18 protein-coding genes are annotated in these 19,197 nt (G+C 71.4%); 4 read left to right on the forward strand and 14 right to left on the reverse strand.

Going from position 1 to position 19,197, the window contains the following annotated elements; all coding sequences use genetic code 11:
* Window positions 1-6 precede the first annotated feature (6 nt).
* From GEV10_01990 to GEV10_02010, 5 genes are read right to left on the reverse strand one after another with little or no spacing between them, the layout of a single operon-like run.
* Window positions 7-1,014 (reverse strand): ABC transporter permease, encoded by a 1,008-nt coding sequence (locus tag GEV10_01990; GenBank protein MQA77247.1) that lies wholly within the window; start codon window positions 1,012-1,014, stop codon window positions 7-9.
* Entirely contained in the window at window positions 1,011-1,973 is a 963-nt protein-coding gene (locus GEV10_01995; protein MQA77248.1) for an ABC transporter permease, read from the reverse strand. Before GEV10_01995 ends, GEV10_01990 begins: the two co-directional genes overlap by 4 nt.
* Window positions 1,966-3,495, reverse strand: coding sequence for an ATP-binding cassette domain-containing protein (locus GEV10_02000; GenBank protein ID MQA77249.1), 1,530 nt, complete (start codon window positions 3,493-3,495; stop codon window positions 1,966-1,968). The genes GEV10_01995 and GEV10_02000 overlap by 8 nt, the downstream gene beginning before the upstream one ends.
* The gene (locus GEV10_02005) at window positions 3,495-4,559 is read right to left on the reverse strand and encodes a substrate-binding domain-containing protein (protein MQA77250.1); all 1,065 of its coding nucleotides are present in this window, start codon (window positions 4,557-4,559) and stop codon (window positions 3,495-3,497) included. Before GEV10_02005 ends, GEV10_02000 begins: the two co-directional genes overlap by 1 nt.
* Window positions 4,556-7,147: a glycoside hydrolase family 2 gene (locus GEV10_02010; protein ID MQA77251.1), complete on the reverse strand. Its 2,592-nt coding sequence runs from the start codon at window positions 7,145-7,147 to the stop codon at window positions 4,556-4,558. Before GEV10_02010 ends, GEV10_02005 begins: the two co-directional genes overlap by 4 nt.
* 71 nt (window positions 7,148-7,218) lie before the next feature.
* Between GEV10_02010 and GEV10_02015 the strand changes: the two genes are divergently transcribed.
* Both GEV10_02015 and GEV10_02020 read left to right on the forward strand, forming a co-directional pair.
* Entirely contained in the window at window positions 7,219-8,211 is a 993-nt protein-coding gene (locus tag GEV10_02015) for a DeoR family transcriptional regulator (GenBank protein ID MQA77252.1), read from the forward strand.
* An 82-nt stretch (window positions 8,212-8,293) separates the two neighbouring features.
* A complete protein-coding gene (locus GEV10_02020) occupies window positions 8,294-9,796 on the forward strand; it encodes an ATP-binding cassette domain-containing protein (GenBank protein MQA77253.1) in 1,503 nt (500 codons plus the stop codon).
* A gap of 8 nt (window positions 9,797-9,804) precedes the next feature.
* Here GEV10_02020 and GEV10_02025 read toward each other — a convergent pair whose 3' ends face one another.
* From GEV10_02025 to paaA, 8 genes are all read right to left on the reverse strand, one after another.
* Window positions 9,805-10,602, reverse strand: a complete 798-nt coding sequence (locus tag GEV10_02025; GenBank protein ID MQA77254.1) for a hypothetical protein — start codon at window positions 10,600-10,602, stop codon at window positions 9,805-9,807.
* Between the two features lie 61 nt (window positions 10,603-10,663).
* Window positions 10,664-12,331: a phenylacetic acid degradation protein PaaN gene (paaN, locus tag GEV10_02030; protein MQA77255.1), complete on the reverse strand. Its 1,668-nt coding sequence runs from the start codon at window positions 12,329-12,331 to the stop codon at window positions 10,664-10,666.
* Between the two features lie 43 nt (window positions 12,332-12,374).
* The gene (locus GEV10_02035; GenBank protein MQA77256.1) at window positions 12,375-13,184 is read right to left on the reverse strand and encodes a 3-hydroxybutyryl-CoA dehydrogenase; all 810 of its coding nucleotides are present in this window, start codon (window positions 13,182-13,184) and stop codon (window positions 12,375-12,377) included.
* Window positions 13,185-13,225: 41 nt separating this feature from the next.
* Window positions 13,226-14,323: a phenylacetate-CoA oxygenase/reductase subunit PaaK gene (paaK, locus tag GEV10_02040; protein MQA77257.1), complete on the reverse strand. Its 1,098-nt coding sequence runs from the start codon at window positions 14,321-14,323 to the stop codon at window positions 13,226-13,228.
* A complete protein-coding gene (gene paaJ, locus GEV10_02045) occupies window positions 14,324-14,806 on the reverse strand; it encodes a phenylacetate-CoA oxygenase subunit PaaJ (protein MQA77258.1) in 483 nt (160 codons plus the stop codon).
* Window positions 14,800-15,549, reverse strand: a complete 750-nt coding sequence (gene paaC / locus GEV10_02050; protein ID MQA77259.1) for a phenylacetate-CoA oxygenase subunit PaaC — start codon at window positions 15,547-15,549, stop codon at window positions 14,800-14,802. Before paaC ends, paaJ begins: the two co-directional genes overlap by 7 nt.
* Window positions 15,550-15,635: 86 nt before the next feature.
* Window positions 15,636-15,917 (reverse strand): 1,2-phenylacetyl-CoA epoxidase subunit B, encoded by a 282-nt coding sequence (locus tag GEV10_02055; protein ID MQA77260.1) that lies wholly within the window; start codon window positions 15,915-15,917, stop codon window positions 15,636-15,638.
* Window positions 15,917-16,891 (reverse strand): 1,2-phenylacetyl-CoA epoxidase subunit A, encoded by a 975-nt coding sequence (gene paaA, locus GEV10_02060; GenBank protein MQA77261.1) that lies wholly within the window; start codon window positions 16,889-16,891, stop codon window positions 15,917-15,919. Before paaA ends, GEV10_02055 begins: the two co-directional genes overlap by 1 nt.
* Before the next feature lie 35 nt (window positions 16,892-16,926).
* Between paaA and GEV10_02065 the strand changes: the two genes are divergently transcribed.
* A complete protein-coding gene (locus GEV10_02065; protein ID MQA77262.1) occupies window positions 16,927-17,514 on the forward strand; it encodes a TetR family transcriptional regulator in 588 nt (195 codons plus the stop codon).
* A 111-nt stretch (window positions 17,515-17,625) separates the two neighbouring features.
* Window positions 17,626-17,961: a hypothetical protein gene (locus GEV10_02070; GenBank protein MQA77263.1), complete on the forward strand. Its 336-nt coding sequence runs from the start codon at window positions 17,626-17,628 to the stop codon at window positions 17,959-17,961.
* Window positions 17,962-18,083: 122 nt separating this feature from the next.
* On the opposite strand, the gene GEV10_02075 is transcribed toward GEV10_02070, so the two are convergent.
* The gene (locus tag GEV10_02075; protein ID MQA77264.1) at window positions 18,084-19,109 is read right to left on the reverse strand and encodes a phosphotransferase; all 1,026 of its coding nucleotides are present in this window, start codon (window positions 19,107-19,109) and stop codon (window positions 18,084-18,086) included.
* Between the last annotated feature and the right edge of the window lie 88 nt (window positions 19,110-19,197).

Raw genomic sequence — 19,197 nt, forward strand, 5'->3', positions numbered from 1 at the left:
AGTGCCTCACGACAGACGTTGCGCCTTGCTGAGCACCCGCTGGACGATCACCACCACGGCGAGGAACGCGCCGCTCACGACCTGCTGGAACGACGAGTTGAGCGAGCCGACCTGGTTGATCAGGCTCTGGATCACGCCGAGGAGCAGCACGCCCGCCATGGTCCCGGTGAGGCCTCCCGCGCCGCCGGTCAGCAGGGTGCCGCCGATCACGACGGCCGCGATGACGTCGAGCTCCATGCCCACGCCGAGAATCGTCACCCCGGACGAGAGCCGCGCCGCGTTGAGAGCGCCGGCGAGCCCGGCGAGCAGGCCGGACATGAGGTAGACGAGCACCTTCACCCTCGCGACCGGCACACCCATCAGCGCGGCCGCGTCCTCGCTGCCGCCGATGGCGTAGACGTTCTGCCCGAAGCCGGTGCGCTGGAGCAGCACGATGCCGAGCAGGCAGAGCACGACCGTGACATAGACCGGCACCGTGAGGCCGAACAGCGAGCCCTGGCCGAGTGCGGCGAAGGCGTCGCTCTCCACGAGGTACGTGTCGGCGCCCTCGCCGGAGAGCGCGAGCATCAGTCCGCGCATGCCGAGCAGGCCGGCGAGCGTGACGATGAACGGTGCCATCGACGTTCGCGCGATGACGAGACCCTGGACGAGCCCGATCGTGCCGCACACGGCGAGCGGTAGCAGCACCGCGACGACCACGCCGTACCGCGAGCCGTATGCCGCGAGCACGCCGCCGAGCACGAACGACGACCCGACCGACAGGTCGATGCCGCCGCTGACGATCACGAACGTCATGCCGATCGCGATGATGGCGAGGAACGACGACGAGACGAGGATGTTGGCGGCGTTCTGCGTCGTGGCGAACGAGTCGAAGGCAACGGTGCCGATCAGCACGGTGAGTGCGAGCACCAGCAGGGCGCCGTGGTGCTGGAGCAGCTGGCCCAGTCGTTCGCGGCCGGCGCCCTCGCGGCCCCTACCTCCGGCTCGCTCGTCGAGCTCCAGCGCTGGACTCATGCCGCTCGCCTCCCCCGCGCTGCGTACACCGCCGCGAGGATGATGACCGCCTGCACCATCTGGGTCCACGACTGCGGCAGGTTGTGCTTGATCAGCGTCGCCGCCAGCAGCTGCATCAGCAGCGCACCCATCACGGTGCCGAGCACGCGGATGCGACCGCCGGTCAGCGGCGTGCCGCCGACCACGACCGCCGTGATCGCGGACAGTTCCGTCAGCAGGCCGAGCGACGTCGGGTCGCTCGCCTGCAGCCGCGCCGTCGCGAGCACGCCCGCGCCCGCGGCGAGCATGCCGGAGATGACGTACACGGTGACGAGCACGCGGCGGACGGGCAGGCCGGACAGCTCACTCGCAGCCCGGTTGCCGCCGATGGCGACGACCTGCCGGCCGAACGTCGTGCGCTTCACGACGAACGCGACGAGCGCGGTCAGCGCGGCCGCGATGATCACCACGAGCGGCAGCCCGAGCAGCGACCGGCTGCCGAGGCCGATCAGCGTGGGGTTGCGGAACTCGGTCAGCTGCGGGACGAGGACGTTGGCGAGCCCGCGGATGCCGACGAGCAGCGCCAGTGTTGCGACGATCGGCTGCACGCCGACGTACGCGACGAGCAGGCCGCCGCTCGCGCCGACGACGGCGCCCGCGAGCAGCGCGGCGACGATCGCCGCCGGCGCGCCGTACCCGAGGTAGAGCACGACCATCGCGGACGCCAGCGCCATCACCGACCCGACGGAGAGGTCGATGCCCTCGGTGCCGATGACGAGCGCCATGCCGAGCGACAGGATCACGATCGGCGCGACCTGGATGAGCTGGGTGCGGAAGTTCGCGACGTCGAGGAAGTTCGGCGTGAAGGCGATGTTGAACAGCAGCAGGACGACGACCGCGGCGTAGACGCCGTACTCCTGCATCCACGCGAGGACGCGGGTGCGCCCGTCGAGCGCCGTCGTCGCGGTCGCGTCAGCCATCGGTCCCACCCCCCGCCGCGATCGCCTCCATGATGGCCTCCTCGGTCACCTCGGCGCCGGTGAGCTCGCCGACCACCGCACCCTCCCTGAGCACGATGATGCGGTCGGAGCCCTCGACGAGCTCCTCGAGATCGGAGGAGATGAGCAGCACGCCGAGCCCTTCCTCGGCGAGCTCGTCGATCAGCCCCTGCACCTCGGCCTTGGCGCCGACGTCGATGCCGCGCGTGGGCTCGTCGAGCAGCAGCACCTTCGGGTTCGTCGCGAGCCAGCGGGCGAGCAGGACCTTCTGCTGGTTGCCGCCGGACAGCTCGGAGACCCGCTGGTTCGGCGACGACGCCTTGATCCGCAGCCGGCGCATGAACGTCTCGACGATCCGGTCGAGGCGGCCGTCGGAGACGATCCCCGCCCGGGACAGCCGGGGCAGCGCGGCGAGCGCGATGTTCTCCCGCACCGACAGCGTGGGCACGATGCCCTCGGCCTTGCGGTCCTCCGGCAACAGGCTGACGCCGGCGCGGATCGCCGCGGACGTCGAGCCGCGACGCAGCGGGCGGCCCGCCACGACGACCGTGCCGTCGTCGACCGGCAGCGCGCCGACGATGGCCTTGGCGGTCTCGCTGCGGCCCGCGCCGAGCAGGCCACCGAGGCCGACGACCTCACCCGGCCGCACCGAGACGGACACGTCCTGCAGCACGTGCCGTCGCGTCAGGGCCGATGCCTCGACCAGCGGACGGCCGTCTGCTCCACTGTGCTCGCCGGTGAACTTGGTCGCCCCCTCCGACCGGACGACCGACAGGTCACGGCCGAGCATGACCGCGATCAGCCGCAGCCGGTCGAGGCCGGCGATCGGCCCGGTGTGCGCCACCCGCCCGTCGCGCAGCACGGTGACCCGGTCGCAGACGCGGTACAGCTCCTCGAGCCGGTGGCTCACGTACACCACGGCGATCCCCTGTGCGCGGAGCTCGCCGATGACGCCGAAGAGGGTCTCCACCTCGCGCGGCTCGAGCGCCGACGTCGGCTCGTCCATGATGACGACCCTGGCGTCGGCCGAGACAGCACGCGCGAGCGCCACCATCTGCTGCGCGCCCATGCCGAGCGTGCGCAGCGGCCGGCGGACGTCGGTCCTGATGCCGTACCCGGACAGCACCCGTTCCGCCTCGGCGTTCATCCGCGCGACGTCGATGACCCCCAGGCGGCCGCGTGGCTCCCTGCCCAGCAGCAGGTTGTGCGCCACGCTCATCTGCGGGACGAGGTTGACCTCCTGGTAGATCGTCGAGATGCCGGCGCGCTGCGCCTCGGGCGGGGTGGCGAACGCCACCGCCTGCCCGTGGTGGCGCAGTTCGCCGCCGTCCGGCTGGTACACGCCGGTGAAGACCTTGATCAGCGTCGACTTGCCCGCGCCGTTCTCCCCCACCAGCGCGTGCACCTCGCCGGGTTCGAGGCGGAACGAGACGTCGTCGAGTGCGAGGACCCCGGGGAACCGCTTGGTGATCCCCAGGGCCTCAAGCACCGGCTCGGCCGTCATCAGTAGGCCTGCCCCACGCTCTCCTTCGCGTTCTCCTCGGTGTACTCGCGGTCGCTGATGATGATCTTCTCGGGGATGGCCTCGCCGTCGACGAACTTCTGCGCCGTCTCGAACGCGAGCGGGCCGAACCGCGGGTTCGACTCGATCACCGACGAGAGCCAGCCGTCGACGATGCTCTGGACCGCGGCGCGGGTGCCGTCGACCGACACGATCTTGACGTCGCCCGCCTTCTTGCCCGCGCCCTTGAGCGCGGTAACCGCACCGAGCGCCATCTCGTCGTTCTCGGCGTAGATGCCACCGATGTCCGGGGTCGACTGGATCAGCTGCTCGGTGACCTGCTGGCCCTTCTCCCTGGCGAACTCACCGGTCTGCTCGAAGCCGATCTTCACCCCCGGCGCCTTCTCCTTCATCCGGTCCTTGAACCCCTTCGTCCGGTCGGTCGTGACGTTGTTGCCCGGAGCGCCGAGCAGGATCGCGACCTTGCCCTTGCCGCCGAGCGCCTCGATCATCTGGTCGGCCGCACGCTTGCCCTGCTCGTAGAAGTCCGAGCCGATGAACGTCAGGTAGTCCGCGCACGGGTCCGCGTTGATCTGCCGGTCGATGGTGATGATCGGGATCTTCTTCGCGGATGCCTGCTTCAGCACCGGATCCCAGCCGTCGGAGTTGAGTGGCGCGATGACGAGCAGCTTGGCGCCCTGGGCGATGAGCTGCTGGACGTCGGAGATCTGCTTGGAGAACTGCGACTGCGCGTTGGTCACCCGCAGCTTCTCGATCCCGAGCTTCTTCGCCTCGTCCCTGATCGACTTGGTCTCGGCGATGCGGAACGGGTTCGCCTCCTTCTCCGACTGCGAGAAGCCGACCACGTCCTTCTTCAGGTCGATCTTCTGCCCGCCGAACTTCTCCAGCGTGCACGTCGAGCCGGTCGCGCCCGTGCTCCGAGCGACCTGCTTGCCCTCGGTGCCGTTCGACGTGGGCTCGTTGCCCGCGTTCTCCCCCTTGGCGCACGCGCCGGCGAGGAGGACGACGGCGAACGCCATCGCCGCGACTCCGGACTTCCTCATCATGGTTGGTCTCCCTCGCAGCTCACCGGAGCGCCGTCGATGGCCGACTGGTTCGCTCGTCTCACCTGGTCCACGTGCGGCTTGGTCACCGCGCGGTCGTACGTCATCAACCCGTTCAGCTCCGTCTCGACGTCGGTGGTCTGGGTGTAGATGGCCGCGCTCAGGCCGCGGCAGGATCTCAGCTCCCGCAACCGCTCACCCATCTCGGCGTAGTGCGCGGTGAGCGCGTCGGGGTCAGGCTCGACGGCGTACCCCCAGCCGCCGCCCGACCAGGTGTGGCCGAGCACCGGCAGGCCGAGCCCGCCGTACTCGCCGAGGACGGACGCACGCGTCGCGCTCGGCTCCGCGGGAGTGCCGGGTCCCGGGTAGATGTGGTGGTCGATCACGTCGCCGTTGCCGCCGTCGACCGCGCCGCAGCAGTTGACGCCGCTCATGTTGTCCACGAGACGTGACGGGTCCCAGCCCTTGACCAGGTCCGCGATGCGCGCCTGGTCGTACTGGCCCCAGCCCTCGTTGAACGGCACCCACATCACGATCGAGGGATGGCCGCGGTGCTGGTCGACCATCTCCCGCAGCTCGGCCTCGTACTGCGTCCTGTCGGCGGCCTCCGGTGCACGCGACATCGACGGCATGTCCTGCCACACCAGCAGGCCCAGCCGGTCGGCCCAGTGGTACCAGCGGTCGGACTCGACCTTGACGTGCTTGCGCACCGCGTTGAAGCCCAACCGCTTCGTCTCGGTCAGGTCGTACTTCAGCGCCTCGTCGGTCGGTGCGGTGTAGATGCCGTCCGGCCAGAAGCCCTGGTCGAGCGGTCCGAGCTGGAAGACGGGCTTGCCGTTCAGGGTCATCCGCTTCTCGCCGTCGACGTCCTCGACGGCGACGGTGCGCATCCCGAAGCTCCCGGTGACCCGGTCACCGCTCGCCAGCCGTACCTCGAGGTCGTAGAGGAACGGTCGCTCGGGCGACCAGAGCTTCGGCTCCGGCACGGGGAGGCTGAGCTCGCTGCCGACCCGGCCGGTCGCCCGTCCGACCACCCGGTGGCCGTCGCGCGCCGTCACGACCACCGACTGCCGGCCCGCGTCGGCGGCGTTCACGGACACCCGCAGCGCCTGCTTCGCGACGTCCGGCGTGGTGTCGACCGACGTGACGTGCGCGCGCCTGACCGGCTCCATCCAGACGGTCTGCCAGATGCCGGAGACCGAGGTGTACATGATGCCGCCGGGCGTGAGGCGCTGCTTGCCGACGGCCTGACCGCCCTGGTCGGTCGGGTCGTACACGCCGACCACGAGCTCCTGCCTCCCGTGTCGCTTCAGCGCCTTCGTCACGTCGACGCTGAACCGGTCGTAGCCGCCCTTGTGCACGCCGACGCGTGTGCCGTTGACGTACACAGTCGACTGCCAGTCGACCGCGTCGAGGTGCAGCAGCAGCCGCTGGCCGTGCCACGACGGCGGGACGGTGAACGTCCTGCGGTACCACATCCGGTCCTCGTGCCTGGTGACGCCGGACAGCACCGATTCCACCGGGTACGGAACGACGATGCGCTCGTCGAGGGTGCGGCCGAATGGCGGCGCCTCACCCGCGTCGGCGGCGGCGAACTGCCACCGGCCGTTGAGGTTCTGCCACTGCGTGCGCGCGAGCTGCGGCCGCGGGTACTCGGGCAGCGGCCGGTCCTGGTCCACGTCGTCGGCCCAGCGGGTCGTGATCGTGTAGGTGGAGCCGTTGACCACGTACGCGTGGGTGAACGCGTCGACCGGCGTTCCGTCTGCCGTGGCGACACCGCCCTCGCCGTCGTACGAGGCGCGCACGCCGTTGCCCGCCTGCTTCGGCACGGGGTGCTCGAGCGACAGCGTGACGACGCTGTCGTCCTCCGGGTCGCGCGCGGCCGCCGTGACCGGCCAGGCCGTGCCCCCGACGGTGAGAGCGACGTGCTCGGCGGCGTCCGCGGGCAGCGGTGCGAGCGCGGTGCCGAAGTCGAGTGCGACGGTGTCGCCGGAGGGGGACACGGCGGCGGTCTCGGGGCCTGGCGGGTCGAAGCCGTCAGGAAGCGTGAACGCGCCGGCGGGCACGATCGTCTTCGGCTGGCTGTCGCTCTGCCACCGCATGCGCAGGTGCGAGCCGCCCTCGTGCTCGAAGTACTCGACCTTGACGTCGTACGCGCGGCCGGCCTCGAGCTCGATCGGCTCGCTGACCTTCTCGACGTCCCAGACGTCCTCCCAGTTGTCGATGGCGAGCTCGCCGTCGATCCACAGCCGGAAGCCGTTGTCGCCGATCATCGAGAACGTGTAGGCCTCGGAGTGCTCCGGCCGCAGCCGTCCGGTCCAGCGGACGGCCACGGCGTCGACCTGTCCGGTGAGCGTGCGGAAGGTGCCCTCGAGGTCGGGGAACTCGATGTTCGGGTCGACGACCGACGCCTTCAGCTCGTGGAAGTCGAACGTGCCCGGCGCCGAGCTGACGTAATAGTCGCCGCGCAGGCCACCACGCTCCGCCGCCGGCGCGGCCGATGCGGAGGCGGCGACGCCGAGCTGGACGAGCGTGGCGAGCAGGGCGACGACGAGCAGGAGCGGGGTGCGGCTGCGTGCGGTAGCGACCATGCGGGCCGATCCCTTCTCCGCGAGTCCGCCCCACTCCGGAAACGGACACATCTGAACGCGCAATCGCCACAATGAAGCATCACATCCGACCGAAGTCAATACCGTTCGATCACTTTCGATCAGCCAGCCGATCACGAACGGTCTGGGTCACCGCGTGCACGCCCAGCGGTGGACGCGCCTCGCCCGCGGCTCGCCGACTGACTACGATCGGACTGGCCAGAAGCGGTCCGTTCGGCAGAGGTGGGCGCGTGGGAACCAGGAGTGAGTCCCCCGGCGAGGCCCGACGGCCGGTGTTCGCGGCGGAGCGCAGGCAGCGCATCCTCGAGGTGATGCGGACCAACGGCGCCGTGTCGCTGCGCGAGCTCGCGCACGCGGTGCAGTCCTCCGAGGTCACCGTCCGGCGCGACCTGCGGGTGCTCGAGGGCGAGGGCCTGCTCAACCGGCACCACGGGGGTGCGACCCTGCCGGGCGCGCTGTCGCGGGAGGCCACCTACACGCAGAAGGCACAGGTCGCCGCGGCGGAGAAGGCGGCGATCGCGGAGCTGGCGGCGTCGCTCGTCGAGGACGGCGACGCGATCGTCATCGGCGCCGGCACGACGACGCAGGCGTTCGCCCAGCAACTGCTGCGGCACGGCGAGCTCGCCGTGGTGACCAACTCGCTGCTCGTCGCCGAGGCACTCGGCGGCGCGCCGCGCATCGAGGTGGTCCTCACCGGCGGCACGGTGCGGGGCGCCATCCACGCGCTCGTCGGCAGTGCCGCGGAGCGCTCGCTCGCGGAGCTGCGGGTGCGCAGGGCGTTCATCTCGGGCAACGGGCTCACTCCCGACCGGGGCCTGTCGACACCGAACATGCAGGTCGCCAGCGTCGACCGCGCGCTCGCGGCCGCCGCCGAGGAGATCGTCGTGCTGGCCGACCACACCAAGATCGGCGTCGACACGATGGTGCAGACCGTGCCGACCGACGAGATCGACCACCTCGTGACCGAGGACGCCGCCCCGCGCGAGGTGCTCGACGAGCTCGCCAACCGTGCCGTCCGCCTGCACGTGGCCCGCCTGCCCACCTGACGACCGTCGCGTAGAGGAGGGTTTACGGACCCTCGCCCGTGCGGGATCATGCGGGGCACAGGGGCGTGCAAGGAGGCAGGCCGTGGCCGATCAGGGCCCGATCCTCGAAGCGGCCGGCGTCGTCGTCGACTTCCCCGGTACCCGCGCCCTCGATCACGTGTCGTTCGCCCTCGGCCGCGGCGAGGTGCACGCCCTCGTCGGCGAGAACGGCGCGGGCAAGTCGACACTCGTCAAGGTGCTCTCCGGCATCCACCGGCCGACCGCAGGCACCCTCCGCGTCGACGGTGCGCGGGTCACGCTCTCGTCACCTCCCGACGCACGACGCGCGGGCATCGGCACCGTCCATCAGGAGACCAACCTCGTCCCGCAGATGAGTGTGGCGCGCAACCTGTTCCTCGGCCGCGAGCCGCGCCGGCACGGTCTCCTCGACTGCGCCGAGATGAACGCGCGGGCGCGCGCGGCGATCGAGCCGTTCGGCCTGCACGTCGACGTCCGCCGCCCGCTCGGCTCGTTCCCGGCGGGCGCGCGGCAGCTCGTCGCGTCCGCGTGGGCGATCTCGACGGGGGCGCGGGTGGTCGTGCTCGACGAGCCGACCGCGAGCCTGGAGCCGGACGAGGTCGACCGGCTGTTCGCCGCGATCGAACGGCTGCGCGACGAGGGTCGGTCCGTGGTCTACGTGAGCCACCGGCTGCAGGAGATCGAGCGCATCTGCGACCGCGTGACCGTGCTCCGCGACGGGCGCGTCGTTCACACCGGTCCGCTGGCCGGCGTCGACCGGCTGCGCCTCGTCTCGCTGATGCTCGGCCAGGCGGCCACGGCGAGCGTGACCGTGCTCGGCGGAGTCGCCACCGAGCCCGCCGACCCGCCGATCCTGCGCGCGACCGGACTCACCCGCAGGCACGTCCTCGACGGGGTGTCGCTCGACCTCCGTCCCGGCGAGGTGCTCGGTCTCGGCGGCCTCCTGGGGGCCGGACGCAGCGAGACCGCGAAGGCGATCGCCGGTGCCATGCCGCTCGACGCGGGCCAGGTCACCGTGTCCGGCACCCGGCTGCGCAGGCGGTCGATCTCCGGCGCCATCCGCGCGGGTGTGAGCCTGCTGCCCGAGGACCGCAGGAGCGACGGCATCATCGCGACACTGTCCGTCCGCGACAACATCGTCCTCGCGGCCCTGCCCCGGCTGTCCCGAGCGGGGATCGTGTCCAACGCCAGGCTCGACCGCATCGTCGAGACGTTCATGACCCGGCTGCGGATCAAGGCGACGAGCCCGCACCAGCCCGTCGCGGAGCTGTCGGGAGGCAGCCAGCAGAAGGTGCTGCTCGCGCGGTGGCTCGCGATGAACCCGCGGGTGCTGATGCTCGACGAGCCCACCCGTGGCATCGACGTCGGCACGAAGGTCGAGGTGCAGGCGCTGATCGACGACCTCGCGGTCGACGGGCTCGCGGTGATGCTGATCTCGTCCGATCTGGAGGAGCTCGTCGGCAACTGCGACCGCGTCGTCGTCCTGCGCGAGGGCGCTGTGGTCGGCGAGCTGACGGGCCAGGAGGTCACGGAGTCGAGCATCATGAGTGTGCTCGCCGCAAGCTGACCCGGCAGCTAGTCCGCGATCTCGATCGGGCCCTTGGTCAGCGTCACGTCGAGCTTGCCGGCCTCGATCGCGCTCGCGAGGTCGCCGCCCTCGCTCTTGGAGAAGCCCGGCAGCCGTACCGTGCCGTTGGTCGTGGGCTCGGCGACGGGTGTCGCGCTCAGCACGATGCCGCCGTAGACGACCGCGAGCCGTTGGGCGTCTCCCGACGCCCCGGCCATCGTCGTCGTGGTCTTCTTCAGGGTCTCCCTGTGCTCACCGTCGAAGTGCATCTCGATGGCGAGCGCCCCGGTGCCCGCCTTGTCCGGGCGCACGCTCGACGACGCCACGTCGTTGCCCGTCAGCGCGGGCTCCTCCAGCTGGTACCAGAGGTGACGCTCCCGGTCGCACGCGTAGCCGTCGGGCGGCTTGCGGCACTGCCCCGTGTCCTTCACCGGGCCCTCGCCGACGACACCTGAGCTGGTGACGCCACCGAAGCCGAGTACGGGTCCCTGGTCGGGCAGCGACTCCAGCTCGGGCCGCTCGCTCTCCGGCACCGCCACGGTCATGGTGTCGTCGTGCACCCACCACCGCGCGTCCGCGGCCCTGCCCATGTGCATGCGGAACACGATCGACTTGGCCATCGCCTCCTGCTCGTCACCGCTGACGTCGCCGTCGATCGTGTACGTGACGTACGCCCATCCGGACGGGACATGGGGGCCGTGCAGCTTGTCGAGGAAGACGACGATGCCGAAGATGCCGCCGGCCACGAGACCGATGAGGACGATGAAGCTACCGAGAGCGAACACCAGATTGGCCCGGCTGCGCATCGGCAGACCTCCCCGGTGGATGCTGCGGCACCGCCAGCGTCGCAACCAGGTGTACCCGGCGTCAACTCGTGAGGTGACGGCGGGACTGCACGACGCGGAACCGCCCTGCGACGAACGCGCCGTCGGTGAGGCTCGCGTTGGCCGCGGGGTTGGCGCCCGTGGCGTGGAAGTCGGAGTAGGCCGACGACTGGTTCACGAACACCCCGCCGGTGAGGTTGCACGACAGGGCGACGCCGCCCTGCAGCGCGGCCTCCTCGACGTCGGCGAGTACGTTCTCGTCGGTGGAGTACACCGACGCGGTGATGGCACCGCGGTCGCGGGTGGTGTCGCGGAACAGCTCGACACTCTGCGCGGTGTCGTCGGTGGCGATGACGAACGCGATCGGCCCGAACCACTCCTCGTTGATCGCGCCCTCGCCCGCGTCGACGCCGACCAGGTGCGGCGTGCGGACGGTCGCGCCGGCGAACTCCGGGTGCGTGACCGTGCGGGACGCCAGCACCTGGCGGCCGATGCCGCGGACCTTGTCGAGCCGCTGCAGCACGCCGTCGTTCACGATCGCGCCGAGCACGCCGACCGCGCGCGCCTCGTCGCCGAGCAGCTTGTCGACGCCCTGCGCGATGCCCTGCGCGACGTCGTCGAACGACAGGTGTCCCTGGTCGGTGTCGATGCCGTCGCGGGGTACCAGGATGTTCTGCGGGGTCGTGCACATCTGGCCCGAGTACAGCGACAGCGAGAACGCGAGGTTGCGGCACAACCCCTTGAAGTCGTCGGTGGAGTCGACGACGACGGTGTTGACACCCGCCTTCTCCGTGTAGACCAGCGCCTGGCGCGCGTGCTGCTCGAGCCACTCGCCGTACGCCGTCGAACCGGTGAAGTCGACGATGCGCACCTCGGGACGCGTGGCCAGCGTGGACGCGAGTCCCTCCCCGTCGCGCTCGGCCGCGAGGGTGACGAGGTCGGCCGAGAAGCCCGCCTCGGCGAGCACCTCGCGTGCGACGGCGACCGTGATCGCGAGTGGCAGGACGGCGCGTGGGTGCGGCTTCACCATGACCGGGTTGCCCGTCGCGAGGCTGGCGAACAGAGCCGGGAAGCCGTTCCAGGTCGGGAAGGTGTTGCAGCCGACGAGCAGGGCGATGCCGCGCGGCACGACGTGGAACCGCTTCGTCATCCGCAGCGGGTCGTGCTTGCCCTGCGGCTTCTCCCAGACCACCTCGGCCGGCGTGCGGGTCATCTCCGCGTACGCGTACGCGACCGCTTCCAGCCCGCGGTCCTGCGCGTGCGTGCCGCCGGCCTGGAACGCCATGACGAACGCCTGCCCTGTCGTGTGCATGACGGCGTGGGCGAGCTCGAAGCTCCTGGCGTTGAGCCGGTGCAGGATCTCCACGCACACCGCGGCGCGGGTGTCGGGACCGGCGTCGCGCCACTCCTTCATGCCCGCGGCCATCTCGACGAGCAGGGTGTCGACGTCCGGGTGCGGATAGGTGACACCCAGCTCGATGCCGTACGGCGACCGCTCGTCGCCCACCCAGCCGTCCGTGCCGGGCTGGTCGAGCGGGAACCGCTCGCCGAGGTACGCCCGGAACGCCTGCTCGCCCTCCGCCGCGGCTGTCTCGCCGTAGACCCGGCCGCTCGGCGACTCGGGGAACGGGCTCCAGTGCGTGCGTTCGCCGATCGCCCGCACGGCCCGGTCGAGCGTCTCGCGGTGCTTGTCGTACAACGGGTGCGGCATCGTCGGCTCCTGCCGGTTCGTAGACGGTCGTGGATCGCGGCTGCTACCAGGCATGGAATCCCCGGCCCGACTTCTTGCCCAGCTCGCCCCTGGCGACCATGTCGCGGAGCAGCTGGGGCGGCGTGAACCGTGGGCCGAGCGTACGGGTGAGGTGCTCGGCGACGGCGAGACGCACGTCGAGCCCGACGAGGTCGGTCAGCCGTAGCGGGCCGATGGGCCAGCGGTAGCCGAGTCGCATCGCGGTGTCGATGTCCTCGGCGGAGGCGACGCCGTCCTCCAACATCCGGATCGCCTCGAGCCCGACGGCGACGCCGAGTCGGCTGGTGGCGAAGCCGGGGCTGTCGCGCACCGTGACTGGCGTGAGGCCGAGTCGCTCGACCCGCGCCTGCGTACGGGCGACCACGGCGTCGTCGACGCGGTCGTGCCGGACCACCTCGACGAGCGCCGACGCCGGCACCGGGTTGAAGAAGTGCATGCCGACGAGGCGTTCCGGACGGTCGAGCGCGTCAGCGATCTCGGCAACGGGCAGCGCACTGGTGTTCGTGGCGAGGTCGGCATCGGGCAGGGCCCGCTCGGCGGCGACGAGCATCCGTTGCTTGAGGCCGACGTCCTCGGGGACGGCCTCGACGACGAGGCGGGCGCGGTGGCCGAGGTCGTCGAGCGAGGTCGTGGTGCGCAGGTCGGCGACGAGGACGTTGGCGGTGACCCCGTCGGGGAGCTTGCCGAGCTCCTCCGCCTTGCGCACCGAAGCGGCGACGCGCTCGCGCGCCAGGTCGGCGGCGTCCGCGCCGGACTCCACGATCGTCACCGGGGAGGCGGCGGCGAGGAAGACGTGGGTGATCCCCGCGCCCATGGTGCCTCCACCGATGACCACCACATGCTCGTCGTGTCGTCTCACGTGTCGTACTCCAGTCGTACGGTCGGGGTCACGGGGTGGGACTGGCAGGTGAGCACGAACCCCTGCCGGAGCTCGTCGTCCTCGAGCGCGTAGTTCTGGTCCATCCGCACCTCGCCCTCGAGCAGCCGGGCGCGGCAGGTGCCGCAGACGCCGCCGCGGCACGCGTAAGGTGCGTCGCCGCGCTCTCTCAGCATCGCCTCCAGGACGGGCATGTCGTGCTCGCCGAGCGTGAACGTCGTGGCGCGGCCGGCGAGGACGGCGGTCACCGTGCTGCGGTCACCGGATACGCTCGCCGGCGCGGGTGCGGGCGGTGTGGGTACGGCGTCCGCGTGGAACAGCTCGACGTGCACCCGCGTGGCCCCGCGGTCGCGCAGCAGCCCGCGCAGGTCGCGCACCATGGCGAACGGCCCGCAGCAGAACCACTCGTCGACCGACTCGGCGGGGCACAGCGCGTCGAGGAGGCGGCCGAACCGGTCCGGGTCGAGCCGGCCGGAGAACAGCTCGACCTGCTGCGGTTCCCGCGACAGCACGTGCACGACCGCGAAGCGGTCGGGGTACCGGTTCTTCAGGTCGGACAGCTCCTCGACGAACATGACCGACCGGCTCGTCCGGTTGCCGTAGAAGAGTGTCACCGAGCTCGCCGGTTCGACCGCGAGCGCCGTGGCAGCGATCGACAGCAGCGGCGTGATACCGCTGCCCGCCGCGACGAGCCCGTAGTGCACGGCGCGGCCGGGATCGAGCGCCGGCGTGAACCGTCCCGTCGGCGTCATCACCTCCAGGGTGTCGCCGGGTCGCAGCCGCTCGCCGACGTACGACGAGAACGCGCCGCCCGGCAGCCGCTTCACCCCGATGCGTAGTACGCCGGACCCGGCGGGCGTGCAGAGCGAGTAGCTGCGCCTCGTGTCGTCGCCCGCCGCGAGGCAGCGCACGTTGACGTGTTGGCCGGCCTCGTACGCGAACGCCTCAGCCAGCTCGCCGGGCACGTCCAGCGTCACGGCGTACGCGTCGTCGGTCAGCGGCTCGACGGCGGCGACCCGCAGCTCGTGGAACACCGGCGCGTGCGGCCTCACCTGGGCGGGCGTGGCGGTGGTCATCTACAGGGCCTTCAGCGCGTCGAACGGCTCCGCGCACGCGCGGCAGGCATGCAGCGCCTTGCACGCGGTGGACCCGAACCTGCTGGTCTCGCGGGTGTCGAGCGACCCGCAGCGGGGGCAGCGCACCGAGAGCGGCACGGTCACCGGGGTGCCGGCGGTCGCGGGGCCTGGCGGCGCGACGCCGTACGCGCTGAGCTTGCGCCTGCCCTCGTCGGTCAGCCAGTCGGTGGTCCAGGCGGGGCTGAGCACGGTGCGCACCCGCACGTCGGTGTAGCCCGCGCCGTGCAGGGCACCCTCGATGTCGGCGCGGATCGCCTCCATGGCCGGGCAGCCGGAGTAGGTCGGGGTGATGACGACCTCGACGGCTCCGGCGGCGTCGACGGTGACGTCGCGGAGCACCCCGAGGTCGGCGATGGTCAGCACCGGGATCTCGGGATCGACGACCTCGGCGGCGACGTCACGTGCCTTCGTCGCGGTCACCATGTCGCCCCCGGGTGGGCGCGGTGCAGCGACTGCATCTCGGCGAGCAGGTGTCCGAGGTGCTCGGTGTGCAGGCCTCGGCGGCCGGCGCACCGTGCCGGCGGCATCTCGGGACGTTCGAGCGTCGCCTCGCGCAGCACCTCGCCGACGCCCGCGTCCCACGCGGCCCGCAGCCCCGACACGTCGACGCCCACGCCGTCCGCGGCGAGGCGCGCCACCAGGGCGTCGGCCTCGAACATCTCGTCGACGTACGGCCAGACGTACGCGAGCCCGGCCTGGAGCCGCTCGTGGCTCTCCGCGGTGCCGTCGCCGAGCCGCAGTGTCCACTGGGTCGCGTGGTCGCGGTGGTACGCGACCTCCTTCACCGCCTTGCCCGCGACACCCGCGAGCGTCGCGTCGACCGACCGCGCGAGCTCGCCGTAGAGCAGGTGCTGGTACACGGAGAACAACAGCTGCCTGGCGATCGTCCGACCGAAGTCGCCGCGTGGCAGCTCCACGATCTGCAGGTTGCCGAACGCGCGGTCGTCGCGCAGGTACGCCAGCGCGTCCTCGTCGCGTTCCGCACCCTCGACCTCGCCCGCGTACGCCAACAGGGTGCGGGCCTGGCCCAGCAGGTCGAGCGCGATGTTGGCCAGCGCGACGTCCTCCTCGAGCTCGGGTGCCCGCGCCACCCACTCGGCCAACCGGTGCGAGAGCACCAGCGCGTCGTCGCCGAGCCGGAGCGCGTACGCCGCGACGTCCGGCATCTCCCCGGCAGGCGACACGCCGGTCTCGGCGAAGAACGGCGACTTCATAGTGCCTCCACGCGACCGCTTCGTCGCAGCTCCTTCGCTCACAGGTGCTCGACCCCTTCGGGCACCGTGTAGAAGGTCGGGTGACGGTAGACCTTGTCGTTCGCGGGGTCGAAGAACGGGTCCTTCTCGTCCGGCGACGAGGCGTGGATCGCGGCCGCCGGCACGACCCACACGCTCACGCCCTCGCTCCTGCGGGTGTAGACGTCGCGGGCGTTGCGCAGCGCCATCACCGCGTCGGGTGCCCGCAGGCTGCCGACGTGCTGGTGCGACAACCCGCGCCGGCTGCGCACGAACACCTCCCAGAGCGGCCAGCCGGCCATCACGCCACCGCCTCGACGGTGCGCCGCTTGTCCGCGTACGCCCGTGCCGCCTCGCGGACCCACGCGCCGTCCTCGTGTGCCGTGCGCCGCTGGGCGATCCGCTCCCTGTTGCAGGGGCCGTTGCCCTTGATCACCGCGATCAGCTCGCTGTAGTCGGGCTCGGTGAAGTCGTAGTGGCCGGTGTCGGCGTTCCAGGCGATGCCGTTGTCGGGCAGCGTCAGTCCGAGCACCTCGGCCTGCGGCACCGTCATGTCGACGAACCGTTGGCGCAGGTCGTCGTTGCCGAAGCGCTTGATCCGCCAGGCCATCGACTGCTCGGTGTGGGCGGAGTCGGCGTCGGGCGGGCCGAACATCATCAGCGACGGCCACCACCAGCGGTCGACGGCGTCCTGCGCCATCGCGTGCTGCGCAGGGGTGCCGTGGCCGAGCGTGTGCAGGATCTCGAACCCCTGCCGCTGGTGGAACGACTCCTCCTTGCAGATCCGCACCATCGCGCGGCCGTACGGCCCGTACGAGCAGCGACACAACGGCACCTGGTTGGTGATCGCGGCCCCGTCGACGAGCCAGCCGATCGCGCCGATGTCGGCCCAGGTGAGCGTGGGGTAGTTGAAGATGCTCGAGTACTTCTGCCGGCCGGACAGCAGCAGGTCCTGCAGGTCGTCGCGGTCGGCGCCCAGCGTCTCGGCGGCCGCGTACAGGTAGAGGCCGTGGCCGGCCTCGTCCTGGACCTTGGCGATGAGGATCGCCTTGCGGCGCAGTGACGGCGCGCGGGAGATCCAGTTGCCCTCTGGCTGCATGCCGATGATCTCGGAGTGGGCGTGCTGGGCGATCTGCCTGATCAGCGTCGCCCGGTACGCGTCGGGCATCCAGTCACGCGGCTCGACCCGCTCGTCGGCGGCCACCCGCGCGTCGAACTCGACCTGCCGCTCCGTCACGAACCCGCTCCTCACCCGTCGGAAGGTGGTCTCCACCATAGCGCCCGACCGAACGTTCGGTCTATGGTCGTCGGATGGCCATCGCAGCGCGCGAGCGCTACACCCCGGAATCGCTCCTCGCGGTCGCCGTCGAGGTGTTCAACGAGCGCGGCTACGACGGCACGAGCATGGAACACCTCGCCCAGGCGGCCGGCATCACGAAGTCGTCGATCTACCACCACGTGCGCGGCAAGGAGGACATCCTGCGGCTCGCGCTGGAGCGGGCCACGGGGGTGCTCTTCGGGGCGCTCGACGAGCCGGGCGCGACCACCGGACGTGCGGTCGACCGGCTCGAGCACGTCCTGCGGCGTGCCGCTGAGGTGCTGATCGAGGAGCGGCCGTTCGTCACCCTGCTGCTGCGGGCGCGCGGCAACACCGACACCGAGCGGTGGGCGCTGGAACGCCGCCGCGACCTCGACAGCCGGGTCGCCGACCTCGTCGCCGAGGCCGCCGCCGACGGCGACCTGCGCGACGACGTCGACCCGCGGCTCGCCACCCGCCTGCTCTTCGGCATGGTCAACTCGATCAGCGAGTGGTACCGCGAGGGCCAGGGCACGGCCCAGCCCGACGCGATCGGAGCCGCCGTCGCCACCCTCGCCTTCGACGGACTGCGCAGCCGCTGACCACCGCACCCCGGCCCGGCCCGCCGGGCGCGCCGCCGGGGAGGTACTCTTTCGTGGGCCTGCCTGTGCGAATGGCGGCCGTCGTCTCCCCTTACGTGCAGGAGTGAAGTCATGGCTGGTGAACCGAGGTCGAAGACCGCCCGGCAGGCTGTACGCGCCGGTGGCGCGGCCGGCGGTGGCGGCAGTCTGACCTTCCTGGGCGACCACAGGTACCTGGTCCCGCTCAACAGCGGCAAGCACGCCTACGTCCGCAACCTCACCACGGGCAAGACGCGGCGCCTCAAGACGAGCTCCGACGCCTTCGTCGACGAGATCCGTCAGCTCGTCGAGGCCGGCCACGGCGGCAAGCTCCGCGGCGAGTTCGAGCAGCTGGCGAAGGACCACCCCACCCACGGCTGGGACGACACCGCCAAGCGCCTGGTAGACGCCTCCGTCTTCGAGAACTGACCCTGCGGCGCCCCGTCGGGGTCAGTCACTCAATGGGCGCCACACTCGGGCCATGGAGACGACTCGCCGGACCCCGAGTTCCGGGTCGTCCCCGAATCGTGTCGCGAGCTGGTCGAGCGTGTTCACCGCCTCCCCGGCCTGAGGCAGGAGGCGACCAGTGCGGCGCCGTGCCGTCGCAGCCATGCTTCGGTCTGGCCGAACGCCACCAGTCGCTCGATCACGTCGTTGCGGGTCGACTGGCCGCGCCGGTAGCGGCCGTACCGCCAGACCAACGCGCTCGCCGCCCGGAACCGCAGCAGTGACGGGATCGCGGTGATCTCGGTCTCCGTGAGTCCCACGACCTCGTCGTACCCACGCAGGAACGTGGTGGCGCGTTCGACGTCGTCGGTGTCGAGGCAGCCCGTCTGGGTCAGCGCGCCGGTGGCGTCCTTGACCCGCAGGTCGATGCCGACGAGCTCGAAGTCGAGCAGGGCCGCGACCTCGCCCCCGCGCATGATCACGTTGGACAGGCCCATGTCCTGGTGGATCACCTGCACCGGCACCTCGTCGCGCAATGCGGCACAGGCGGCGTCGATCGCCGGCAGCTCGGCGAGCAGCTCGTCGTATCCCTCGCCTGCCAGCTCGCGGCACATCGTCGCGAGGTCACCGGCGCCCGGGTGGGTCGCCGCGAGGTCGCGCCGCCAGTCGTAAGGCACCAGCGTGTCCGGCGTTGCGGCAAGCGCCACGTCGAGGTGCCCGAGCGCCGTGCCGATGCGCGTGAGCGCGTCCGGCACCGGCTCCGGCCGGACGCCCTCGATCCAGGCGAACACCGCCGCAGGCCCGTACGGCGTGGTGACCCAGGTACGCCCGTCGTCGGTCGGCACCGGCGTCGGCACCGCGAACGGCAGCTGCCGGTCCGCCAGGAACGCGAGCATCGCGTGCTCCCCGGCCACCCGGTCCTCGTCGAGGTTCTGGTACAGCCGGACGACGACCCTGCGGTCGCGCAGGTCGACCACCCGTACCCAGTTGTTCGTCCCCCGCTCCGGCGCCGCGACGTGCACAGGGTCACCGAACTGCCACGCGCTGAGCACGACGGCGAGGTCGGGTTGGACGTTTCTCATCGACCGACAACCTAACGGCCGGCCGCGACGTGAGAACGTGGTGAGCATGGCATCTCGAGGGCGGTACGGCGACGGTCCCGGGGACCCGCGGCGACGCGACCCGGAGCCGACGAGGATGATGCCCGGCCAGCAGCGC

The sequence above is a fragment of the Streptosporangiales bacterium genome (genome assembly GCA_009379955.1).
GTDB lineage: Bacteria > Actinomycetota > Actinomycetes > Streptosporangiales > WHST01 > WHST01.